This window comes from Enterobacter sp. ODB01 (assembly GCF_001623605.1).
GTDB lineage: Bacteria > Pseudomonadota > Gammaproteobacteria > Enterobacterales > Enterobacteriaceae > Enterobacter > Enterobacter kobei.
Genome location: NZ_CP015227.1, coordinates 318,778 through 339,438, shown reverse-complemented (window position 1 = coordinate 339,438; position 20,661 = coordinate 318,778). Strand labels below are relative to the sequence as shown.

Sequence of the window (20,661 nt, the reverse complement as noted above, 5' to 3'; positions counted from 1 at the left end):
GTTACCGCTGTGTGACTTTTCCACCCTGCGAGATTGTGCCAGTATGGAACGCAGCCTTTTGGCCTTGTTGAGCGTTGTCGGGAGCAAGTGTGAGCAGCAAAGTAGAGCAACTGCGTGCGCAGTTAAATGAACGAATTCTGGTGCTGGACGGCGGCATGGGCACGATGATCCAGGGCTATCGTCTGAGTGAAGACGATTTCCGCGGCGAACGCTTCGCTGACTGGCCTTGCGATCTGAAAGGTAACAACGACCTGCTGGTGCTCAGCAAGCCGTCCGTCATTAAGGATATCCACAATGCCTACTTCGAGGCAGGGGCGGATATCGTTGAAACCAACACCTTTAACTCGACAACCATCGCCATGGCGGATTACCAGATGGAATCCCTGTCGGCGGAGATCAACTTTGAGGCGGCTAAACTGGCTCGTGCCTGCGCAGATGAATGGACTGCCCGCACGCCGGACAAACCGCGATACGTTGCCGGGGTGCTTGGCCCAACCAACCGCACCGCATCAATCTCACCGGACGTCAACGACCCGGCATTTCGTAATATCACCTTTGACCAGCTGGTCGCTGCCTACCGTGAATCGACCAAAGCGCTGGTGGAAGGCGGTTCCGACCTGATCCTGATTGAAACGGTTTTCGACACCCTCAACGCCAAAGCCGCGATTTACGCGGTGAAAGAGGAGTTCGAGGCACTGGGCGTTGACCTGCCGATCATGATTTCCGGCACCATTACCGACGCCTCCGGCCGTACCCTGTCCGGCCAGACCACCGAAGCGTTTTATAACTCCCTGCGCCACGCGGAAGCGCTCTCCTTTGGCCTGAACTGTGCCCTGGGGCCAGATGAACTGCGCCAGTACGTGCAGGAGTTATCGCGCATCGCAGAGTGTTATGTCACCGCGCACCCGAACGCCGGTCTGCCCAATGCCTTTGGTGAATACGATCTGGATGCCGACACCATGGCGGCGCAAATCCGCGAGTGGGCTGAATCTGGCTTCCTGAACATTGTTGGCGGCTGCTGCGGCACCACGCCGGAACACATTGCCGCCATGAGCAACGCCGTGGCCGGGCTTCCGCCGCGTAAGCTGCCTGAGATTCCCGTTGCCTGTCGTCTTTCTGGTCTCGAGCCGTTGACCATTGGCGACGACAGCCTGTTTGTGAACGTGGGGGAGCGGACTAACGTTACCGGTTCCGCGAAGTTCAAACGGCTGATCAAAGAAGAGAAGTACAGCGAAGCGCTGGACGTCGCCCGCCAGCAGGTGGAAAGCGGCGCACAGATTATTGATATCAACATGGACGAGGGGATGCTCGACGCCGAAGCGGCGATGGTGCGTTTCCTCAACCTGATTGCCGGCGAGCCGGACATTGCCCGCGTGCCGATCATGATCGACTCTTCCAAATGGGAAGTCATCGAAAAAGGGCTGAAGTGCATTCAGGGTAAAGGCATCGTCAACTCTATCTCGATGAAAGAGGGCGTTGATATCTTTATCCACCACGCGAAGATGGTCCGCCGCTACGGTGCCGCCGTGGTGGTCATGGCCTTCGACGAAGTGGGCCAGGCGGATACCCGCGAGCGTAAAATTGAGATATGCCGCCGCGCGTACAAGATTTTGACCGAAGAGGTGGGTTTCCCGCCGGAAGACATCATCTTCGACCCGAACATTTTCGCCGTCGCGACCGGGATTGAAGAGCATAACAACTATGCCCAGGACTTTATCGGCGCATGTGAAGACATTAAACGTGAATTGCCGCATGCGTTAATCTCCGGCGGCGTGTCGAACGTGTCGTTCTCGTTCCGCGGCAACGACCCGGTGCGTGAAGCGATCCACGCCGTGTTCCTCTACTACGCCATCCGCAACGGGATGGACATGGGGATCGTTAATGCCGGCCAGCTGGCGATTTACGATGACCTCCCTGCCGAGCTTCGCGACGCGGTAGAAGATGTCATCCTTAACCGTCGCGACGACGCCACCGAGCGCATGCTGGACCTCGCGGAGAAATACCGCGGCAGCAAAACGGATGAATCGGCCAACGTTCAGCAGGCCGAGTGGCGTTCCTGGGACGTGAAAAAGCGTCTGGAATATTCGCTGGTGAAAGGCATCACCGAGTTTATTGAGCAGGACACCGAAGAAGCGCGCCAGCAGGCAGCCCGCCCGATTGAGGTGATCGAAGGCCCGCTGATGGACGGCATGAACGTGGTCGGCGATCTGTTCGGCGAGGGAAAAATGTTCCTGCCGCAGGTGGTGAAATCTGCCCGCGTGATGAAGCAGGCCGTGGCCTATCTGGAGCCGTTTATCGAGGCCAGCAAAGAGAAAGGCTCCAGCAACGGCAAGATGGTCATCGCCACCGTGAAGGGCGACGTGCACGACATCGGCAAGAATATCGTCGGCGTGGTGCTGCAGTGCAATAACTACGAAATTATCGACCTCGGGGTAATGGTTCCGGCGGATAAAATCCTCAAAACCGCGCGTGAGGTGAATGCCGACCTGATTGGCCTTTCCGGGCTGATCACGCCGTCGCTGGACGAGATGGTCAACGTGGCGAAAGAGATGGAGCGTCAGGGCTTCACTATTCCGTTATTGATTGGCGGGGCAACCACGTCGAAAGCGCATACGGCGGTAAAAATCGAACAGAACTACAGCGGCCCGACGGTCTATGTGCAGAACGCCTCGCGCACCGTAGGCGTGGTGTCCGCGCTGCTCTCCGACACCCAGCGCGATGACTTCGTGGCGCGCACCCGCAAAGAGTACGAAACCGTCCGCATCCAGCACGGTCGTAAGAAACCGCGCACGCCGCCGGTTTCACTTCAGGCGGCGCGCGATAACGATCTGGCGTTTGACTGGTCGAGCTATACCCCGCCGGTTGCGCATCGTCTGGGCGTGCAGGACGTCACCGCCAGCATCGAAACGCTGCGTAACTACATTGACTGGACGCCGTTCTTCATGACCTGGTCGCTGGCGGGCAAATATCCGCGCATCCTCGAGGATGAGGTGGTTGGTGAAGAGGCGAAGCGGTTGTTTAAAGATGCCAATGACATGCTCGACACGCTGAGTGCAGAGAAATCCCTCAATCCGCGCGGCGTGGTGGGGCTGTTCCCGGCGAACCGCGTGGGTGACGATGTGGAAATCTACCGCGATGAAACCCGCACGCATGTGCTGACCGTGAGCCATCACCTGCGTCAGCAAACGGAGAAAGTTGGCTTCGCCAACTACTGTCTGGCGGATTTCGTCGCACCGAAACTGAGTGGCAAAGCCGACTATATCGGCGCCTTTGCGGTAACCGGCGGCCTGGAAGAAGATGCGCTGGCGGAGGCATACGAAGCGCAGCATGATGATTACAACAAAATCATGGTCAAAGCGATTGCCGACCGCCTGGCGGAAGCCTTCGCTGAGTATCTGCATGAGCGCGTACGTAAGGTGTACTGGGGCTACGCGGCCAATGAAAACCTCAGCAACGAGGAGCTGATCCGCGAAAACTACCAGGGCATTCGCCCGGCGCCGGGCTATCCGGCCTGCCCGGAGCACACCGAAAAAGGCACCATCTGGAAACTTCTCGATGTTGAGGCCCATACGGGGATGAAACTCACCGAGTCGTTTGCCATGTGGCCAGGTGCCTCTGTTTCCGGCTGGTATTTCAGCCACCCGGACAGCAAGTACTTTGCCGTGGCGCAGCTACAGCGTGATCAGATCGAAGATTACGCCCTGCGCAAAGGCATGAGCGTGTCAGAAGTCGAGCGCTGGCTGGCGCCTAATCTCGGCTACGACGCCGACTAAAATCACTTTTCCTTACAACAAACAGGGCGCTCATGGGGCGCCCTGTCTCTTTCTTACGTTTAAACCCTTATACTGAACCTAAGGAAAATGAATAACGATAAGGAGGAAAACCTTCCGTGCTGACCCTGTTACATCTGCTCTCCGCAGTCGCACTGCTCGTTTGGGGGACCCATATCGTCCGTACCGGCGTGATGCGCGTCTTTGGTGCTCGTTTACGCACCGTTCTCAGCAGCAGCGTTGAGAAGAAGCCGCTCGCCTTTTGTGCGGGGATAGGCGTCACGGCGCTGGTTCAGAGCAGTAATGCCACCACCCTTCTTGTCACCTCCTTTGTGGCACAGGATCTGGTGGCGCTCGCGCCGGCACTGGTGATCGTGCTGGGGGCCGACGTGGGTACCGCGCTGATGGCGCGTATTCTGACGTTCGATCTCTCCTGGCTGTCGCCGCTGCTGATTTTCATTGGCGTCATCTTCTTCCTCGGGCGCAAACAGACGCGTGCCGGGCAGCTTGGGCGCGTGGGGATTGGCCTGGGGCTGATCCTGCTGGCGCTGGAGCTGATTGTGCAGGCGGTCACCCCCATCACCGAGGCCAACGGCGTTCAGGTCATCTTCGCCTCTCTGACCGGTGACATCATGCTGGACGCGCTGATTGGCGCGGTGTTTGCCATCGTCAGCTATTCAAGCCTGGCAGCCGTATTGCTGACGGCCACGCTCACCGCTGCCGGGGCGATCTCCTTCCCGGTGGCGCTATGTCTGGTGATTGGTGCGAACCTGGGGTCTGGCCTGCTGGCAATGCTCAACAACAGTGCCGCCAACGCTGCGGCTCGCCGCGTGGCGCTCGGCAGCCTGCTGTTTAAGCTGGTGGGTAGCCTGATTATCCTGCCGTTTGTGCACCCGCTGGCGAACCTGATGGATAACCTCTCGCTGCCGAAAGCGGAGCTGGTGATCTATTTCCACGTTTTCTATAACCTGGTGCGCTGCCTGGCGATGGTGCCTTTTGCGGGGCCGATGGCCCGCTTTTGCGAACGACTCATTCAGGATGAACCGGAGCTGGATGCGCGCCTGAAACCGAAGCATCTGGATACCTCCGCGCTGGATACCCCGGCGCTGGCGCTGGCGAATGCCGCCCGCGAGACGCTACGCATGGGTGATGCGATGGAAACCATGCTCGAAGGGCTGCAGAAGGTGATGCACGGCGAACCGCGCGAAGAGAAAGAGTTGCGCAGGCTGGCGGACGATATCAACGTGCTTTATACCGCCATTAAGCTCTATCTGGCGCGTATTCCGCAGGATGAACTGGCGGAAGAGGAGTCTCGCCGCTGGGCAGAAATCATCGAGATGTCGCTCAACCTGGAGCAAGCCTCCGATATCGTGGAGCGTATGGGGAGTGAGATTGCAGATAAGTCACTGGCAGCACGTCGGGCATTCTCCATTGAGGGCCTGAAGGAGCTGGAGGCGCTCCACGAACAGCTGTTGAGCAACCTGAAGCTGGCGATGCTGGTCTTCTTCTCCAGCGACGTGCCGAGCGCGCGCCGCCTGCGTCGTAACAAGCATCGCTTCCGCATCCTCAACCGTCGCTACTCGCACGCCCACGTTGAGCGTCTTCACCAGCAAAACGTGCAGAGTATCGAGACCAGCTCCCTGCACCTGGGGCTGCTGGGGGACATGAAGCGTCTCAACTCGTTGTTCTGCGCGGTGGCCTATAGCGTGATGGAACAGCCGGATGAAGATGACGAGCGGGACGAGTATTAATCTCTGAAAGCGCCTCGCAAAACCGTTTTGCGAGGCGTGACACCTTATAAAGCGCCATTTACGCTGCAGACCTTACATTTTTAAGGGAATAGAAAATGCTCGTTTATTACGCTACACTTCGCCAATTCATGCGCATACCGATGGGGGTTCTCATGCGCACTACTCATGGCATCAAAAAATCAGTCAATGTGTCGTTAGCACCAGAAATCCTTGAAGAGGCGCGACGGCTTAAACTTAATCTCTCTGCTGTACTTACGGCTGCATTGCAGGAGCAGTTTCGTGCACATCAGCGTGCAGAGTGGTTAGAAGAAAATAAAGCGTCTATCGAGGCTATTAACCAGTGGGTTGATGAAAACGGCTCCTTTAGTGACTTTCAGAGGTCGTTCTGATGGAGCAATATTTTGCTTATGAGAATGAAGGTAAGGGGAAAACTGCCTATCCCTGGCTAATCAATATGCAGCATCCCGTGGCCAATGTGATGAAGCATGTTCTGGTCGCCCCCGCAGTTGAGCTTAGCCACCTGGGAGGCATTCAGCCGCCTGCGAAAGTGTGCCCTGTCGTTGAGATAGCGGGTAAGCCCTGCGTGGTTATGATGCACATGATGGCAGGCATATCGCCAAAAGAGTTAGGCGAGCGTGTCGCCGATCTTACTCAAGACCGGGCCTCATTGCGGGATGCACTCGATTTTTTGATCAACGGTTACTAACACTTTTTTGTCAGCCGCAAGGTAAGGTATATTTCGCCCTTCACAGGAGAAACTATGCTGCCAACTCAATCAACCCGATTAAACAAATACATTAGCGAGAGCGGGATCTGCTCACGTCGCGAGGCTGACCGTTACATTGAACAAGGTAACGTGTTTCTTAACGGCAAACGCGCCACCATCGGCGATCAGGTGGTGCCTGGCGACGTGGTCAAAGTGAATGGTCAGGTCATTGAACCGCGTGATGCAGAAGACCTGGTGTTTATCGCGTTGAATAAACCGGTTGGGATTGTCAGCACCACGGAAGACGGTGAGCGAGACAACATCGTTGATTTCGTGAACCACAGCAGCCGCATCTTCCCGATTGGCCGTCTGGATAAAGATTCGCAGGGGCTGATTTTCCTCACCAACCATGGCGATCTGGTGAACAAAATCCTGCGAGCCGGTAACGACCATGAGAAAGAGTACATCGTTACGGTAAACAAACTGGTAACGGACGAGTTTATCCGCGGGATGAGCGCAGGCGTGCCGATCCTGGGCACGGTGACGAAGAAGTGTAAGGTCAAGAAAGAAGCGCCTTTCGCGTTCCGAATTACCCTGGTACAGGGCTTAAACCGCCAGATCCGCCGCATGTGCGAGTACTTCGGTTATGAAGTGACGAAGCTTGAACGTACGCGCATCATGAACGTTAGCCTGTCCGGGATCCCGCTGGGCGAGTGGCGTGACTTGACGGATGACGAGCTGATTGAGCTGTTCAGGCTTATCGAAAACTCGTCGTCAGAAGCGAAGCCGAAGGCTAAGGCGAAGCCGAAAACCCAGGCGATTAAACGCCCGGTGGTGAAGGCGCCGCAGGCGGAAGAGAAAGGGCGAGGCAAGCCGGGTAACGGTAAGCGATTTACCCAGCCGGGTCGTAAAAAGAAAGGGCGCTGATTAGCGCCTTCCACGGATTGACGTGCTGGCGGACCAGGAGAAGGTCGCCTCTGCATCCGGTTTATAAGCCTGCTCTTTTTTCAGTTTGCGGGCTTTCTTCGCCGCAGCGTCACGTTCCGCCATCAGCTTGTCGATGTACTCTTTTTTCACCTGATTGGTTTCGGCGTTCGTCAGCGTGCGGCCATGTGCAATGCGGGCGCGGTCGAGAAGCGTTTTCAGTTCGCGCTGCTCGGCTTCCGTCATGTCTTTCTGGGTCAAACGTGGTGTAGCCATTGCTGAAGCCTCCTGAGGGTGAGGCTTCAGTGTAAAGCAATTCAATCCTGTTTCACCGCTTCTTTTTTCGTTTGTGCATTAATCGGTTTGCCGGACCAGTAGCCCGCCAGCAGCGAACCTGAAAGATTGTGCCACACCGAGAACAGGGCACCCGGCAGGGCCGCCAGCGGCGAGAAGTAAATTTTGCCAAGCGCCGCCGCCAGACCGGAGTTCTGCATCCCGACTTCAATCGCCAGCGTGCGGCAGGTGGATTCGTCGAAACCAAACAGCTTCCCGCCCCAGTATCCTCCCAGCAGGCCGATGGTGTTATGCAGCACGACTGCGACGATCACCACAAAACCGACGGAAGCAATGTGCGAGGCAGAACCCGCCACCACGGCGCTGATGATGGCCAGAATGCAGACCATCGAAAACGCAGGCAGGTAGGACTCAACGGCTTTCACCACGCGCGGGAACAGATGGTGAATGACCAGCCCCAGGGCAATCGGGATCACCACAATCTGCAGAATGCTGAGCAGCATCCCCATCACGTCCACCTGAATATGCGCGTCCACGTACAGGCGGGTTAACAGCGGCGTGGCAATCACGCCCACCAGCGTGGAAACGGATGAAATGGTAACGGAGAGGGCTACATCCCCTTTCGCCAGATAGATCATGACGTTAGACGCCGTGCCGCTGGCGACGCTGCCCACCAGCACCATTCCGGCAGAGAGATCCGGCGGCATCTTAAAGGCCATCGCCAGCAGCCACGCCGCGAGCGGCATCACCAGGTAATGCAGGAAGATACCCGCAGCAACCGGAGCCGGGCGCGACAGCACGCGTTTGAAATCGTCGATTTTTAAATGCACCCCCATGCCGAACATAATCAGCATCAGCAGCGTGGCGACCCATGGACCAATACCGGTGAACGTGGCGGGCGTGTAATACGCGAGGACAGAGAGCAGCAGCGCCCATAAGGGGAACAGCCGGGTGATAACGGATAACATAGTGAATTCCTTGCAGTATTGTCGTGTTGTTTTGTTATGAAAAAGCCGGGTCTGTGCCCGGCTTATCGATATTGTTTAACGTGCTAACGAATTTTATTCAAACAAATTCTGATGAAGTTTCTGCACGACCTGCTCAGCCTGATCGGCAGGGACCAGGAAACAAAGGTTGTAGCTGGAGGCACCGTAGCAAATCATGCGGATGTTGAACGGGTCGAGCACACCAAACACCTCTTTGCCCACGCCGCAGGCGCGCGACAGCTTGTTGCCAATGATGGCCACCAGCGCCAGGTTTTCTTCCACTTCCACGCGGCACAGCTCGGACAACTCAATCAGCAGCGACTGCGTCAGCAGGGTATCGCCGGTGGAGGTCGAGCCGGTGGTGTCCAGCGTCAGCGCAATGCTCACTTCGGAGGTGGTGATGAGGTCTACGGAGATATTGTGACGCGCCAGAATGCCAAACACCTCTGCCAGGAAACCGCGGGAGTGGAGCATATTGTGGCTATGCAGCGTCACCAGCGTCTGGCGACGGCGCAGGGCCAGCGCACGGAACAGCGGTGGGTTTTCCGTTTTCTTGCAAACCAGCGTGCCGCCCGCTTTAGGATCTTTACTGGAGCCCACGAAGACCGGAATATCGCTGCGCACGGCAGGCAGCAGCGTTGCCGGGTGTAGCACCTTCGCGCCGAAGGTGGCCATTTCCGCCGCTTCTTCAAACGCGATCACATCAATACGTTTCGCCGCGGAAACCACGCGCGGGTCGGTGGTGTAGATACCCGGCACGTCAGTCCAGATATCCACACGGGTGGCATGCAGAGCTTCACCCAGCAGAGCCGCGGTATAGTCGCTGCCGCCACGGCCCAGCGTCGTCGTGCGACCTTTGGCTTCGCTGCCGATAAAGCCCTGGGTGACCACCATGCCTTCAGCCAGGCGCGGGGCCAGTTGCTGGTTGGTGAGCTCAGCCAGCATCTCAACGTCCGGTTCAGCGCGGCCAAAACGGTCACTGGTGCGCATCACTTTACGCACGTCAAACCACTGCGCCTGAACGTTACGTTCGCGCATGATTTCAACGAACAGCAGGGTAGACATCAATTCACCGTGGCTGACCAGTTCATCGGTCAGGGCGGTGGAGGTGGCCAGAGACGCTGCTTCTGCCAGGGTGGTGATATTTTCCAGCAGGCGTTCCACTTCTTCGCGGATCACGTTTGGATTTTGCAGACGCTCAAGGATGTCGAACTGAATTTTGCGCAGTGCATCCAGCTTCACGAAACGTTCTGTCGCTTCCAGTCCTTCAGACAGAGAAACCAGCAGGTTCGTCACGCCAGCGGATGCGGAGAGCACCACCAGGCGGGTATTCGGATCGGCCAGCACCACATCGGCGCTGCGGTTCATGGCATCGTAGTCGGCCACACTGGTGCCGCCAAACTTGGCGACCACAAAACTCGTCATAACAACCTCGTGTCAGGGAATGAATAAGCGACCTTGGCACAAGAGTGAAACGAAAACAGGTGCAGGCGCAAAATACGGCCCTATAAATAAAATGCGGGGGAGGTCCTGTCAATGCTGGGATTATGCGGATTTTTTATGGGGGGGTACCCCTGAGAAACAGGACTTATAACAGGGCCATATTTTATGCTCCGTTTTACCCCCTTTTGACCGACAATTCGCCGCCCGGGAGGGCACTTCAGCAGCTATACTTTTCGGGTCTTTTCACCTGTGTTTGATGCAGGCCAGGGCAATGGCATAAAAACCATCACAATTTTTATTTGCAGGCGCTACAATCGACCGCAGTCACAATTCTCAAATCAGAAGAGTATTGCTAATGAAAAACATCAACCCAACGCAGACCGCTGCCTGGCAGGCACTCCAGAAACATTTTGATGAAATGAAAGACGTCACCATCGCGGATCTGTTCGCGAAAGATGCCGATCGTTTCGCTAAGTTCTCCGCGACCTTCGACGACCTGATGCTGGTGGATTTTTCCAAAAACCGCATTACCGAAGAGACGCTGGCAAAGCTGCAGGATCTGGCAAAAGAGACTCAGCTTGCCGACGCTATCAAGTCCATGTTCTCCGGCGAGAAAATCAACCGCACCGAAGACCGTGCTGTGCTGCACGTGGCCCTGCGTAACCGTAGCAATACGCCAATCATCGTTGACGGCAAAGATGTTATGCCGGAAGTGAACGCGGTGCTGGAAAAGATGAAAGCTTTCTCCGAAGCGATCATCTCCGGTAGCTGGAAAGGCTATACCGGTAAAGCGATCACCGACGTGGTAAACATCGGCATCGGCGGTTCTGACCTGGGTCCGTTCATGGTGACCGAAGCGCTGCGTCCGTACAAAAACCACCTCAACATGCATTTCGTGTCTAACGTCGATGGTACTCACATCGCCGAAGTGCTGAAGAACGTGAACCCGGAAACCACCCTGTTCCTGGTGGCGTCTAAAACCTTCACCACCCAGGAAACCATGACCAACGCCCACAGCGCGCGTGACTGGTTCCTGAAAACCGCGGGCGACAACAAGCACGTGGCGAAACACTTTGCGGCGCTGTCCACCAATGGTAAAGCGGTTGGCGAGTTCGGTATCGACACCGCGAACATGTTCGAGTTCTGGGACTGGGTTGGCGGCCGTTACTCTCTGTGGTCTGCCATCGGTTTGTCCATCATTCTGTCCGTAGGCTTCGATAACTTCGTTGAACTGCTCTCCGGCGCGCACGCGATGGATAAACACTTCTCCACCACCGCACCTGAGAAAAACCTGCCGGTGCTGCTGGCGCTGATTGGTATCTGGTACAACAACTTCTTTGGCGCTGAAACCGAAGCGATCCTGCCGTACGACCAGTACATGCATCGCTTTGCGGCCTACTTCCAGCAGGGCAATATGGAATCCAACGGTAAGTACGTTGACCGTAACGGCAACGCGGTGGATTACCAGACGGGTCCAATCATCTGGGGTGAGCCGGGCACTAACGGCCAGCACGCGTTCTACCAGCTGATCCACCAGGGAACCAAAATGGTACCGTGCGATTTCATCGCCCCGGCTATTACCCATAACCCGCTGTCTGACCACCATCCAAAACTGCTGTCTAACTTCTTCGCCCAGACTGAAGCGCTGGCGTTCGGTAAATCCCGCGAGGTGGTTGAGCAGGAGTATCGCGATCAGGGTAAAGATCCGGCCACTCTGGACCACGTTGTGCCGTTCAAAGTGTTCGAAGGCAACCGCCCAACCAACTCCATCCTGCTGCGTGAAATCACCCCGTTCAGCCTGGGTGCGCTGATTGCGCTGTACGAGCACAAGATCTTTACTCAGGGTGCCATCCTGAACATCTTCACCTTTGACCAGTGGGGCGTTGAACTGGGCAAACAGCTTGCAAACCGCATTCTGCCAGAGCTGGGTGACGATAAAGCGATCACCAGCCACGACAGCTCGACCAATGGTTTGATTAACCGCTATAAAGCCTGGCGCGCGTAATTAAAACATCATGAAAATGTGCCGGCGAAATGCCGGCATTTTTTTATCGGATAATTCCTGATGTCTGTTAGTTAACTCAAATTCTGGATGTGAGTTTAATCCGAAAAAGACGGTTAACCCGTTAATTGCTGCGGTTTATTTTAAGAAAATACGTAGAAGTAAGATAATGTGTTTATATTATAAATTATTGATTTTTAGTGATTATATATTTTAATTATTTGCTTTTCATTTCGATTTTATCCATTAGTCCGAAAACCCCTTCCCTATTTCCCCTCACGGTAATCCCGCTGCTTTAGTTGTGTATACTCGATTCCGCCTGAATTTCTTTTCGGGCAAATCTCCATTCATTCATTGAAGGGAAATTGTTATGAAGAAAGTACTGTATGGCATTTTTGCCATATCTGCACTTGCGGCGACATCTGTCTATGCAGCTCCGGTCCAGGTCGGGGAAGCAGCAGGGTCGGCAGCGACGTCTGCGTCTGCGGGAAGCTCTACCGCAGCCAGCACCAGCGCCGTAAGTTCAGCCGTGGGTGTCGCGCTGGCGGCAACCGGTGGCGGTGATGGCTCCAATACCGGAACCACGACCACTACGACAACCAGCACCCAGTAAGACCGGGTGTTTTAATCATAACCACACTTCGGTGTGGTTATTTCGCCCCTTCGGAGAAGAGTCGTGAAGCGACCTGCAATCATTCTGATTTGCCTGCTGTTGCAGGCGTGCTCAGCCACCACCAAAGGGCTGGGTCATTCACTGTGGGACAGCCTGTTCGGTACGCCGGGCGTGCAATTGACCGATGACGAACTTCAGAACATGCCCTACGCCAGTCAGTACATGCAGCTTAATGATGGCCCGCAACTGTTTGTGGTGCTCGCTTTCGATGAAAACGGGCAGCAGAAATGGGTGACGCAGGATCAGGCCACCATCGTGACGCAGCATGGCCGTATCGTGAAAACCCTGCTCGGGGGCGACAACCTGCTTGAGGTGAACAATATCGCGGCCGATCCGCTGATCAAGCCGAACCAGATTACCGACGGCGCTGGCTGGACGCGCACGATGGGCTGGACTGAACACAAGCAGGTGCGTTACGCCACGGCGCATTCCACCTTCCGCTGGGATGGCACCGACAGTGTGAAAGTGGGGAGCGATGAAACCCAGGTACGCGTGCTGGATGAAGAGGTAACAACCGACCAGGCCACCTGGCATAACCGCTTCTGGATCGACGAGGAAGGGCAAATCCGTCAGTCCCTGCAGTATCTCGGTGCCGGTTTCTTCCCGGTGAAAACCACGCTGATCAAGGCCGCAAAATCATGAAAACAATTATCCGCGTTGCGCTAATTGCGAGCCTTGCAACCCCTGCGGCATGGTCTGCAGGAACGGTGAAGGTCTACACGGCGGACAACGAGAAACCCAAAACGTTAACCAACGCTGAACATCTGCTCGATCTCGTCGGGCAGCCGAGGCTTGCCAACAGCTGGTGGCCGGGGGCGGTGATCGGCGAGCGTCAGGCAACGATTAAGGCAGAGCAAGAACATCTTGCACTGCTTGCCCGTCTGACAGGTCTGGCGGCGCAGGAAGACGGTGACGATGCCGCAGCAATCAATAGCATTCGCCAGCAGCTTCAGGCGCTGAAGGTGACTGGCCGCCAGAAGGTGAATCTTGATCCCGATGAAGTACGCGTCACGGAAAAGGGCAACCCAACCCTTGAAGGGGAGTACACCCTCTGGCTGCCCGTAAAACCGACGACGGTGACCGTGATGGGGCTTGTCAGCAGCCCGGGTAAAAAGCCCTTTACGCCAGGTCGCGACGTGGTGAGCTATCTCGACGAGCAAAGCCTGCTGAGCGGTGCCGATAACAGCTACGCCTGGGTCGTTTACCCTGACGGGCACACGCAAAAAGCGCCGGTAGCTTACTGGAATAAACGTCATATCGAGCCCATGCCTGGCAGCATCATTTTTGTCGGTTTTGCCGACCATTTCTGGACGAAGGCATATGACGGGCTTAACGCCGATATCCTTCACTCCCTGACACAGCGGATACCGGAAGAATGAAAAAAACCTATCTCTACAGCATGCTGGCGCTCTGTGTAAGCGCCGCCTGTCATGCAGAAACGTATCCGGCACCCATTGGCCCGTCTCAGTCAGACTTCGGCGGCATCGGTTTACTGCAAACGCCCACCGCGCGCATGGCGCGTGAAGGGGAAATCAGTCTGAACTACCGCGATAACGACCAGTACCGCTACTATTCCGCCTCGGTACAGCTTTTCCCGTGGCTTGAAACCACGCTGCGCTACACCGATGTGCGAACGAAACAGTACAGCAGCGTCGAGGCGTTCTCTGGCGACCAGACTTACAAAGATAAAGCCTTCGACCTCAAGCTGCGCCTGTGGGAAGAGAGCTACTGGATGCCGCAGGTGTCCGTGGGGGCCAAAGATATCGGCGGGACCGGCCTGTTTGATGCGGAATACATTGTGGCCAGCAAGGCCTGGGGGCCGTTCGACTTCTCGCTTGGCCTGGGATGGGGCTATCTCGGTACCAGCGGTAACGTCAAAAACCCGTTCTGCACCTACAGCGATAAATATTGCTACCGCGATAACAGTTACCAGAAAGCGGGTTCCATCAACGGCGACCAGATGTTCCATGGCCCGGCCTCGCTGTTCGGTGGCGTGGAATACCAGACCCCCTGGCAGCCATTGCGCCTGAAGCTGGAGTACGAAGGAAACGACTACTCGCAGGATTTCGCCGGGAAGATTGAGCAGAAGAGCAAGTTTAACGTCGGCGCCATTTATCGCGTCACCGACTGGGCCGACGTTAACCTCAGCTACGAGCGCGGTAATACCGTGATGTTTGGTTTCACGCTGCGCACCAACTTTAACGACATGCGGCCACACTACAATGATAACGCGCGGCCAGCCTATCAGCCGGAGCCGCAGGATGCGATTCTGCAGCACTCCGTGGTGGCAAATCAGCTGACGCTGCTGAAATACAATGCCGGTCTGGCGGATCCAAAGATTCAGACCAAGGGCGACACGCTTTACGTCACCGGCGAGCAGGTGAAATACCGCGACTCGCGGGAAGGGATCGAGCGCGCCAACCGGATCGTCATGAACGATCTCCCGGACGGGATCCGCACGATCCGCGTGACCGAGAACCGCCTGAACCTGCCGCAGGTGACGACGGAAACGGACGTTGCCAGCCTCAAGCGCCATCTCGAAGGCGAGCCGCTCGGGCATGAAACCGAGCTGGTGCAAAAACGCGTTGAGCCGGTCGTGCCAGACACCACCGAGCAAGGCTGGTATATCGACAAGTCGCGCTTTGATTTCCATATCGATCCGGTGCTGAACCAGTCCGTTGGCGGACCGGAAAACTTCTACATGTATCAGCTGGGCGCAATGGCGACGGCAGATCTGTGGGTCACCGACCATCTGCTGACTACCGGTAGCCTGTTCGGCAATATCGCCAACAACTACGACAAATTTAACTACACCAACCCGCCGAACGATTCAAAACTGCCGCGCGTAAGAACTCGCGTTCGTGAATATGTGCAGAACGATGTCTACGTGAATAACCTGCAGGCCAACTACTTCCAGTACTTCGGCAACGGTTTCTACGGCCAGGTGTACGGCGGATATCTGGAAACCATGTTCGGTGGCGCAGGGGCAGAGGTGCTTTACCGTCCTGTCGACAGCAACTGGGCATTTGGGATTGATGCTAACTACGTGAAACAGCGTGACTGGCGCAGCGCGCAGGACATGATGAAGTTCACCGACTACAGCGTCAAAACGGGCCATCTGACCGCCTACTGGACACCGTCATTCGCGCAGGACGTACTGGTGAAAGCCAGCGTCGGCCAGTATCTGGCGGGCGACAAGGGTGGCACGCTGGATATCTCCAAACATTTCGACAGCGGCGTCGTGGTGGGCGGTTATGCCACCATCACCAACGTCTCGCCGGACGAGTACGGGGAAGGGGACTTCACTAAAGGGGTCTATGTGTCGATTCCGCTGGATCTCTTCTCGTCAGGCCCAACCCGCAGCCGTGCGGCAGTGGGCTGGACACCGCTGACGCGCGACGGGGGCCAGCAGCTTGGGCGTAAGTTCCAGCTGTATGACATGACCAGCGATAAGAACGTTAACTTCCGCTGATGCTTGTTTGCCCGGTGGCGCTGCGCTTACCGGGCCTACAAGAGTGTTTTTGTAGGCCGGGCAAACGCAGTGTCGACCGGCAAGAATGCTAATGCGGACAAAACATAAACAAAAAATATAGATCCCCGTCACATTTTTGCGTTATACAGGAACCTCGCCCTGGAGAATGAGGTGCTGTATGACATCCCTGACTCGCCCGCGCGTTGAGTTTATCTCAACGATCCTCCAGACCGTGCTAAATCTCGGTCTGCTAAGCCTTGGTCTGATTCTGGTCGTCTTCCTTGGCAAAGAGACGGTGCATCTGGCGGATGTGCTGTTCGCCCCTGAACAAACCAGCAAATATGCGCTGGTGGAAGGCCTGGTGGTCTACTTTCTCTACTTCGAGTTTATTGCCCTGATTGTGAAGTACTTTCAGTCGGGCTTTCACTTCCCGCTGCGCTATTTTGTCTACATTGGGATCACCGCGATTGTGCGGCTGATCATCGTCGATCATAAATCCCCCCTCGACGTGCTGATCTACTCGGCGGCGATCCTGCTGCTGGTGATCACCCTCTGGCTGTGTAACTCGAAGCGGCTGAAACGGGAATAAAAAAATGGCGCTCCGAAGAGCGCCTAACAACAGTCACAAGTTGGGTCAATACAATACGTCTAAAGTTGAGGGTTGCAGTGGCATAACAAATGAAACTTAACCTTTCACACCGCCCGCCGTCAGGCCGTTAACCAGCCAGCGCTGGGCCAGCAGGAACACCACGGTAATCGGGATGGCAGAGAGTACAGCCGCCGCAGCAAAGTCGCCCCACAGGTAGTTTTGCGGGTTGAGGTATTGCTGCATACCCACGGCCAGGGTGTAACTGTTCACGTCGCGCAGTAACAGAGAGGCGACCGGTACTTCGGTGATCGCAGCGATAAACGACAGGATAAACACCACCGCCAGGATAGGTACCGACAGCGGCAGCAGCACCAGACGGAAGGCCTGCCACGGAGTAGCGCCATCCAGCGCGGCCGCCTCTTCCAGCGAACCGTCGATGGTTTCGAAATACCCTTTGATGGTCCACACATGCAGGGCGATACCGCCAAGATAGGCGAAGATCACGCCGCCGTGGGTGTTCAGGCCGATAAACGGCACGTACTGACCCAGACGGTCAAACAGGGCATACAACGCGACCAGCGACAGCACGGCCGGGAACATCTGGAAAATGAGCATGCCTTTCAGCAGCGTCGCTTTGCCCGGGAAACGCATACGGGCGAAGGCGTAAGCACAGGTGGTGGAGAGCGTGACAATACCGATTGCGGTAATGGTCGCCACTTTCACCGAGTTCCACAGCCACAGCAGCACCGGGAACGGCGGAGGAGTCACGCGTCCATCCGCATGCTCCACGCTGAAGCCCAGCGCCAGCTTCCAGTGCTCCCAGGAGATTTCGTCCGGGATGAGACTCCCGGTCGCGAAGTTACCCGAACGCAGGGAGATCGCGATAACCATCAGCAGCGGGAACATGATTGCCGCGATGAAAATCAGCAGGCCTAAGTGTGTCGCCAGGAGGCGCAATTTCTGAGATTTGGGTTGTACCATAGCCATGATCGATGCCCTCCTTAGTCAAATTTCATACGTGTGGCTTTCAGGTTCACAATCGCCAGGGCACCAACCAGCAGGAAGATCAGGGTGGCAATGGCTGCTGCCAGACCGAAGTCCTGTCCGCCGCCGCCTTCGAAGGCGATACGGTAGGTGTAGCTCACAAGCAGGTCGGTATAGCCTGCTGGCGTGGTGGTGCCGAGACGGTCCGGGCCACCGTTGGTCAACAGCTGAATCAGCACGAAGTTGTTAAAGTTAAAGGCAAAGCTGGCAATCATCAGCGGGGTCAGCGGCTTAATGAGCAGCGGCAGCGTAATTTTAAAGAAGTTCTGGAACGGACCCGCGCCGTCCATCGCTGAAGCTTCGTACAGATCGTCCGGGATAGCCTTCAGCAGGCCCATGCACAGGATCATCATGTACGGGTAGCCCAGCCAGGTGTTCACGATAATAATCATCGAGCGGGCGGTGGTTGGGTCGCTGAACCAGGCCGGTTTGATACCGAACAGCGCGCTCAGCATCATGTTGATTTCACCGAAGCTCTGGTTAAAGAGCCCTTTGAAAATCAGAATCGAGATAAACGACGGCACGGCATACGGCAGAATCAGCAGCACGCGGTAAATCGCTTTGCCTTTCAGGGATTCCCACTGCACGAGACAGGCCAGCACCATGCCCACGGCCACGGTCAGGATCACGGTGAGCACCGAGAAAATCACCGTCCAGACGAAGATGGCGAAGAACGGTTTCTGGATGCCTTCGTCGGTGAACACGCGGGTAAAGTTATCCCAGCCGATGGTAACGGTATAACCCGGGCTGAGTTTGTCATCACCCCATTTGCCGTCGGCAGTAATGGACTGATAGAAACCAATGTCGTTGTTCGGGCGATACTTCACGCCGCTCTGATTGTTAGTCAGCGTGCCGTCTTTTGCCAGGGTATAGAGCGGCTGAGTGCCGGAGAACTGGCGCAGCGAGCTCATGGTCACTTTGCTTTCATCTGGCAGCACGGCGGTGAGCTGGGTCAACGCCTGGCGGTTCTGGGTAATGATACGCAGGTTAGCACGTTCACCTTCCGGCAGGGCCGCAGCCTCTTTTAAGGCCAGCTTCTGCTCGCCGCCAAATTTAAACGCGTCGGAAATATAGTTTTTGCCGCTCTCACCGTCAGTGAGCGCTAACTTCCATTCGTCACCCGCAGGATACAGGCCGAAATTAAAGGTTTTTCCCGCCTGATAGGAACGGTCCAGAAGCACCTGTTGGGCGCGTTCCTGCGCAAGCTGGTTGGTGCTGCTGTAGTTAGTGAATGCAATGGCGATGGTACAGATCAGTGGGAACAGGACAAACAGCCCCATCCCGGCCACGCCAGGGTAAACATAGCGCCAGGCATAGGCTTTACGGTTGGCGAAAATATACAGGCCAGCAGAGCTTAAGATCAGCGTCATGATGGCAAAGAGATATTCCCCTTGTACGTACATTAAAACAACAAGGTAACCCACCAGCAGACACAGCAGACCTATCACTGACCATTTCAGCGCGTCGCTTTGCCACCAGTGCTTCTTTTTAATGACATCCATGGGGTTCTTCCTCTACAACGGTGGAAACTTTTCGTCAGGTGGCGCGGCGCTTACCTGACCTACGGATCGTGCCGTAGTCGTAGGGCGGGTAAGCGCACGCGCCACCCGCCGTTTTTCTGCTTACTTAGTAATACGACCCTGCGCATCCTTCAGCGCGGCATCAACAGTCTGACGACCGCTTGCTGCGTTGATGACTGCAGTACGGGTGGCGTACCAGAACGCTGCCATCTGTGGGATGTTCGGCATGATTTCGCCTTTCTGGGCGTTATCCATAGTGGCCGCGATGCGTGGATCTTTCGCCAGCTGATCCTGGAAGGATTTCAGCGCCACGGCGCCCAGCGGTTTATCCTTGTTCACTTCATCCAGACCCTGATCGGTCAGCAGGTAGTTTTCCAGGAACTCTTTCGCCAGCTCTTTGTTCGGGCTGGCGGCGTTGATACCCGCACTCAGCACGCCAACGAACGGTTTAGACGGCTTGCCGTTGAAGGTTGGCAGCAGCGTTACGCCGTAGTTGATTTTGCTCTTATCAATGTTGGTCCAGGCCCACGGACCGTTGATGGTCATCGCGGTTTCGCCTTTGTTGAACGCCGCTTCCGCGATGGAGTAATCGGTATCCGCGTTCATGTGTTTGTTCTTGATCAGGTCAACCAGGAAGGTCAGGCCTTTTTTCGCGCCTGCGTTATCCACGCCCACGTCTTTCACGTCATATTTGCCGTTTTCAAACTTGAACGCGTAACCGCCGTCGGCAGCAATCAGCGGCCAGGTGAAGTACGGCTCTTGCAGGTTGAACATCAGAGCGGATTTACCTTTCGCCTTCAGCTCTTTATCCAGTTTCGGGATCTCTTCCCAGGTTTTCGGTGGGTTTGGTACCAGGTCTTTGTTGTAAATCAGAGACAGGGCTTCAACTGCGATAGGGTAAGCGATCAGCTTGCCGTTGTAGCGAACGGCATCCCAGGTGAACGGGAAGAGTTTGTCCTGGAACGCTTTGTCCGGGGTGACTTCAGCCAGCAGGCCAGACTGCGCGTAGCCGCCGAAACGGTCATGCGCCCAGAAGATGATATCCGGGCCGTCGCCGGTTGCTGCAACCTGCGGGAATTTCTCTTCCAGTTTGTCCGGATGTTCTACGGTAACTTTGATACCGGTGTCTTTCTCGAATTTTTTGCCCACTTCGGCCAGGCCGTTATAGCCTTTGTCGCCGTTAATCCAGATAACCAGCTTGCCTTCTTCAATTTTGGCGAGCGCCGGTGCGGAAACCATCATTGCTGCAAGGGCGGACAATGCGAAAACGCGTGCGCCAGTCTTGATATTCATATCTGCCATCCTTTTGGTGATGTCTCGTAGTATGACTTCAGTGGTTCAACGTGAATCAGTCTCCTTATTTGACATCCTCTTTCCATCCTCCCAACCCCTACGCCCCACCCCCCGTTTGTGTGATCTCCGTTGCATAAATTTAAGTTATGAGTGCTGGCGCACATAAAAACCCACCGAATTTTGCAGGCGGCTTC

The 20,661-nt window shown here is 55.9% G+C and carries 17 protein-coding genes; 11 read left to right on the top strand and 6 right to left on the bottom strand.

Annotated elements, in window-relative coordinates; translation table 11 throughout:
• Positions 1-89 precede the first annotated feature (89 nt).
• From metH to rluF, 5 genes are all read left to right on the top strand, one after another.
• Positions 90-3,773 carry a methionine synthase gene (gene metH / locus A4308_RS01605; RefSeq protein ID WP_045281842.1) on the top strand — a complete coding sequence of 1,228 codons (3,684 nt, stop codon included), beginning with the start codon at positions 90-92 and terminating at the stop codon, positions 3,771-3,773.
• Positions 3,774-3,889: 116 nt separating this feature from the next.
• Positions 3,890-5,521 carry a Na/Pi cotransporter family protein gene (locus tag A4308_RS01600; RefSeq protein ID WP_014882089.1) on the top strand — a complete coding sequence of 544 codons (1,632 nt, stop codon included), beginning with the start codon at positions 3,890-3,892 and terminating at the stop codon, positions 5,519-5,521.
• Positions 5,522-5,616: 95 nt separating this feature from the next.
• Positions 5,617-5,910, top strand: coding sequence for a type II toxin-antitoxin system CcdA family antitoxin (locus A4308_RS01595; RefSeq protein WP_023331775.1), 294 nt, complete (start codon positions 5,617-5,619; stop codon positions 5,908-5,910).
• A complete protein-coding gene (locus A4308_RS01590; RefSeq protein ID WP_023331776.1) occupies positions 5,910-6,227 on the top strand; it encodes a CcdB family protein in 318 nt (105 codons plus the stop codon). Before A4308_RS01595 ends, A4308_RS01590 begins: the two co-directional genes overlap by 1 nt.
• 54 nt (positions 6,228-6,281) lie before the next feature.
• Complete coding sequence (rluF, locus tag A4308_RS01585; RefSeq protein WP_032637776.1) at positions 6,282-7,154, top strand: 23S rRNA pseudouridine(2604) synthase RluF; 873 nt, start codon at positions 6,282-6,284, stop codon at positions 7,152-7,154.
• Here rluF and A4308_RS01580 read toward each other — a convergent pair whose 3' ends face one another.
• The 3 genes from A4308_RS01580 to lysC all read right to left on the bottom strand — a co-directional run bounded on the left by A4308_RS01580 (position 7,155) and on the right by lysC (position 9,856).
• Positions 7,155-7,427 (bottom strand): DUF3811 domain-containing protein, encoded by a 273-nt coding sequence (locus A4308_RS01580; protein WP_045135511.1) that lies wholly within the window; start codon positions 7,425-7,427, stop codon positions 7,155-7,157.
• Between the two features lie 41 nt (positions 7,428-7,468).
• A complete protein-coding gene (gene panS, locus A4308_RS01575) occupies positions 7,469-8,413 on the bottom strand; it encodes a ketopantoate/pantoate/pantothenate transporter PanS (protein WP_023331778.1) in 945 nt (314 codons plus the stop codon).
• A gap of 93 nt (positions 8,414-8,506) precedes the next feature.
• Positions 8,507-9,856 (bottom strand): lysine-sensitive aspartokinase 3, encoded by a 1,350-nt coding sequence (lysC, locus tag A4308_RS01570; protein WP_023331779.1) that lies wholly within the window; start codon positions 9,854-9,856, stop codon positions 8,507-8,509.
• Between the two features lie 373 nt (positions 9,857-10,229).
• On the opposite strand from lysC, the gene pgi reads away from it, so the two are divergent.
• The 6 genes from pgi (at position 10,230) to psiE (ending at position 16,610) form a co-directional block, all read left to right on the top strand.
• On the top strand, positions 10,230-11,879 hold the full coding sequence (pgi, locus tag A4308_RS01565) for a glucose-6-phosphate isomerase (RefSeq protein ID WP_014882096.1): 1,650 nt from the start codon (positions 10,230-10,232) through the stop codon (positions 11,877-11,879).
• A 367-nt stretch (positions 11,880-12,246) separates the two neighbouring features.
• On the top strand, positions 12,247-12,489 hold the full coding sequence (gene yjbE / locus A4308_RS01560; protein ID WP_003860341.1) for an exopolysaccharide production protein YjbE: 243 nt from the start codon (positions 12,247-12,249) through the stop codon (positions 12,487-12,489).
• 63 nt (positions 12,490-12,552) lie between these two features.
• Positions 12,553-13,191 (top strand): YjbF family lipoprotein, encoded by a 639-nt coding sequence (locus tag A4308_RS01555; protein WP_014882097.1) that lies wholly within the window; start codon positions 12,553-12,555, stop codon positions 13,189-13,191.
• Positions 13,188-13,928, top strand: coding sequence for a capsule biosynthesis GfcC family protein (locus A4308_RS01550; RefSeq protein ID WP_014882098.1), 741 nt, complete (start codon positions 13,188-13,190; stop codon positions 13,926-13,928). The genes A4308_RS01555 and A4308_RS01550 overlap by 4 nt, the downstream gene beginning before the upstream one ends.
• Positions 13,925-16,021, top strand: coding sequence for a YjbH domain-containing protein (locus tag A4308_RS01545; protein WP_045281840.1), 2,097 nt, complete (start codon positions 13,925-13,927; stop codon positions 16,019-16,021). The genes A4308_RS01550 and A4308_RS01545 overlap by 4 nt, the downstream gene beginning before the upstream one ends.
• A gap of 178 nt (positions 16,022-16,199) precedes the next feature.
• The gene (gene psiE, locus A4308_RS01540) at positions 16,200-16,610 is read left to right on the top strand and encodes a phosphate-starvation-inducible protein PsiE (protein ID WP_000202963.1); all 411 of its coding nucleotides are present in this window, start codon (positions 16,200-16,202) and stop codon (positions 16,608-16,610) included.
• 96 nt (positions 16,611-16,706) lie between these two features.
• On the opposite strand, the gene malG is transcribed toward psiE, so the two are convergent.
• The 3 genes from malG to malE form a co-directional block, all read right to left on the bottom strand.
• Complete coding sequence (malG, locus tag A4308_RS01535) at positions 16,707-17,597, bottom strand: maltose ABC transporter permease MalG (RefSeq protein ID WP_003860332.1); 891 nt, start codon at positions 17,595-17,597, stop codon at positions 16,707-16,709.
• Between the two features lie 14 nt (positions 17,598-17,611).
• Positions 17,612-19,156: a maltose ABC transporter permease MalF gene (gene malF, locus A4308_RS01530; RefSeq protein WP_014882101.1), complete on the bottom strand. Its 1,545-nt coding sequence runs from the start codon at positions 19,154-19,156 to the stop codon at positions 17,612-17,614.
• A gap of 120 nt (positions 19,157-19,276) precedes the next feature.
• Positions 19,277-20,467 carry a maltose/maltodextrin ABC transporter substrate-binding protein MalE gene (malE, locus tag A4308_RS01525; RefSeq protein ID WP_023331781.1) on the bottom strand — a complete coding sequence of 397 codons (1,191 nt, stop codon included), beginning with the start codon at positions 20,465-20,467 and terminating at the stop codon, positions 19,277-19,279.
• Positions 20,468-20,661 lie beyond the last annotated feature (194 nt).

Bases quoted from the DNA above. Each gene is read 5' to 3' on its own strand.
- A4308_RS01595 (WP_023331775.1), top strand. From the start codon at position 5,617: ATGCTCGTTTATTACGCTACACTTCGCCAATTCATGCGCATACCGATG.
- malG (WP_003860332.1), bottom strand. From the start codon at position 17,597: ATGGCTATGGTACAACCCAAATCTCAGAAATTGCGCCTCCTGGCGACA.
- yjbE (WP_003860341.1), top strand. From the start codon at position 12,247: ATGAAGAAAGTACTGTATGGCATTTTTGCCATATCTGCACTTGCGGCG.
- pgi (WP_014882096.1), top strand. From the start codon at position 10,230: ATGAAAAACATCAACCCAACGCAGACCGCTGCCTGGCAGGCACTCCAG.
- A4308_RS01550 (WP_014882098.1), top strand. From the start codon at position 13,188: ATGAAAACAATTATCCGCGTTGCGCTAATTGCGAGCCTTGCAACCCCT.
- malE (WP_023331781.1), bottom strand. From the start codon at position 20,467: ATGAATATCAAGACTGGCGCACGCGTTTTCGCATTGTCCGCCCTTGCA.
- psiE (WP_000202963.1), top strand. From the start codon at position 16,200: ATGACATCCCTGACTCGCCCGCGCGTTGAGTTTATCTCAACGATCCTC.
- malF (WP_014882101.1), bottom strand. From the start codon at position 19,156: ATGGATGTCATTAAAAAGAAGCACTGGTGGCAAAGCGACGCGCTGAAA.
- A4308_RS01545 (WP_045281840.1), top strand. From the start codon at position 13,925: ATGAAAAAAACCTATCTCTACAGCATGCTGGCGCTCTGTGTAAGCGCC.
- A4308_RS01590 (WP_023331776.1), top strand. From the start codon at position 5,910: ATGGAGCAATATTTTGCTTATGAGAATGAAGGTAAGGGGAAAACTGCC.
- lysC (WP_023331779.1), bottom strand. From the start codon at position 9,856: ATGACGAGTTTTGTGGTCGCCAAGTTTGGCGGCACCAGTGTGGCCGAC.
- A4308_RS01580 (WP_045135511.1), bottom strand. From the start codon at position 7,427: ATGGCTACACCACGTTTGACCCAGAAAGACATGACGGAAGCCGAGCAG.
- rluF (WP_032637776.1), top strand. From the start codon at position 6,282: ATGCTGCCAACTCAATCAACCCGATTAAACAAATACATTAGCGAGAGC.
- panS (WP_023331778.1), bottom strand. From the start codon at position 8,413: ATGTTATCCGTTATCACCCGGCTGTTCCCCTTATGGGCGCTGCTGCTC.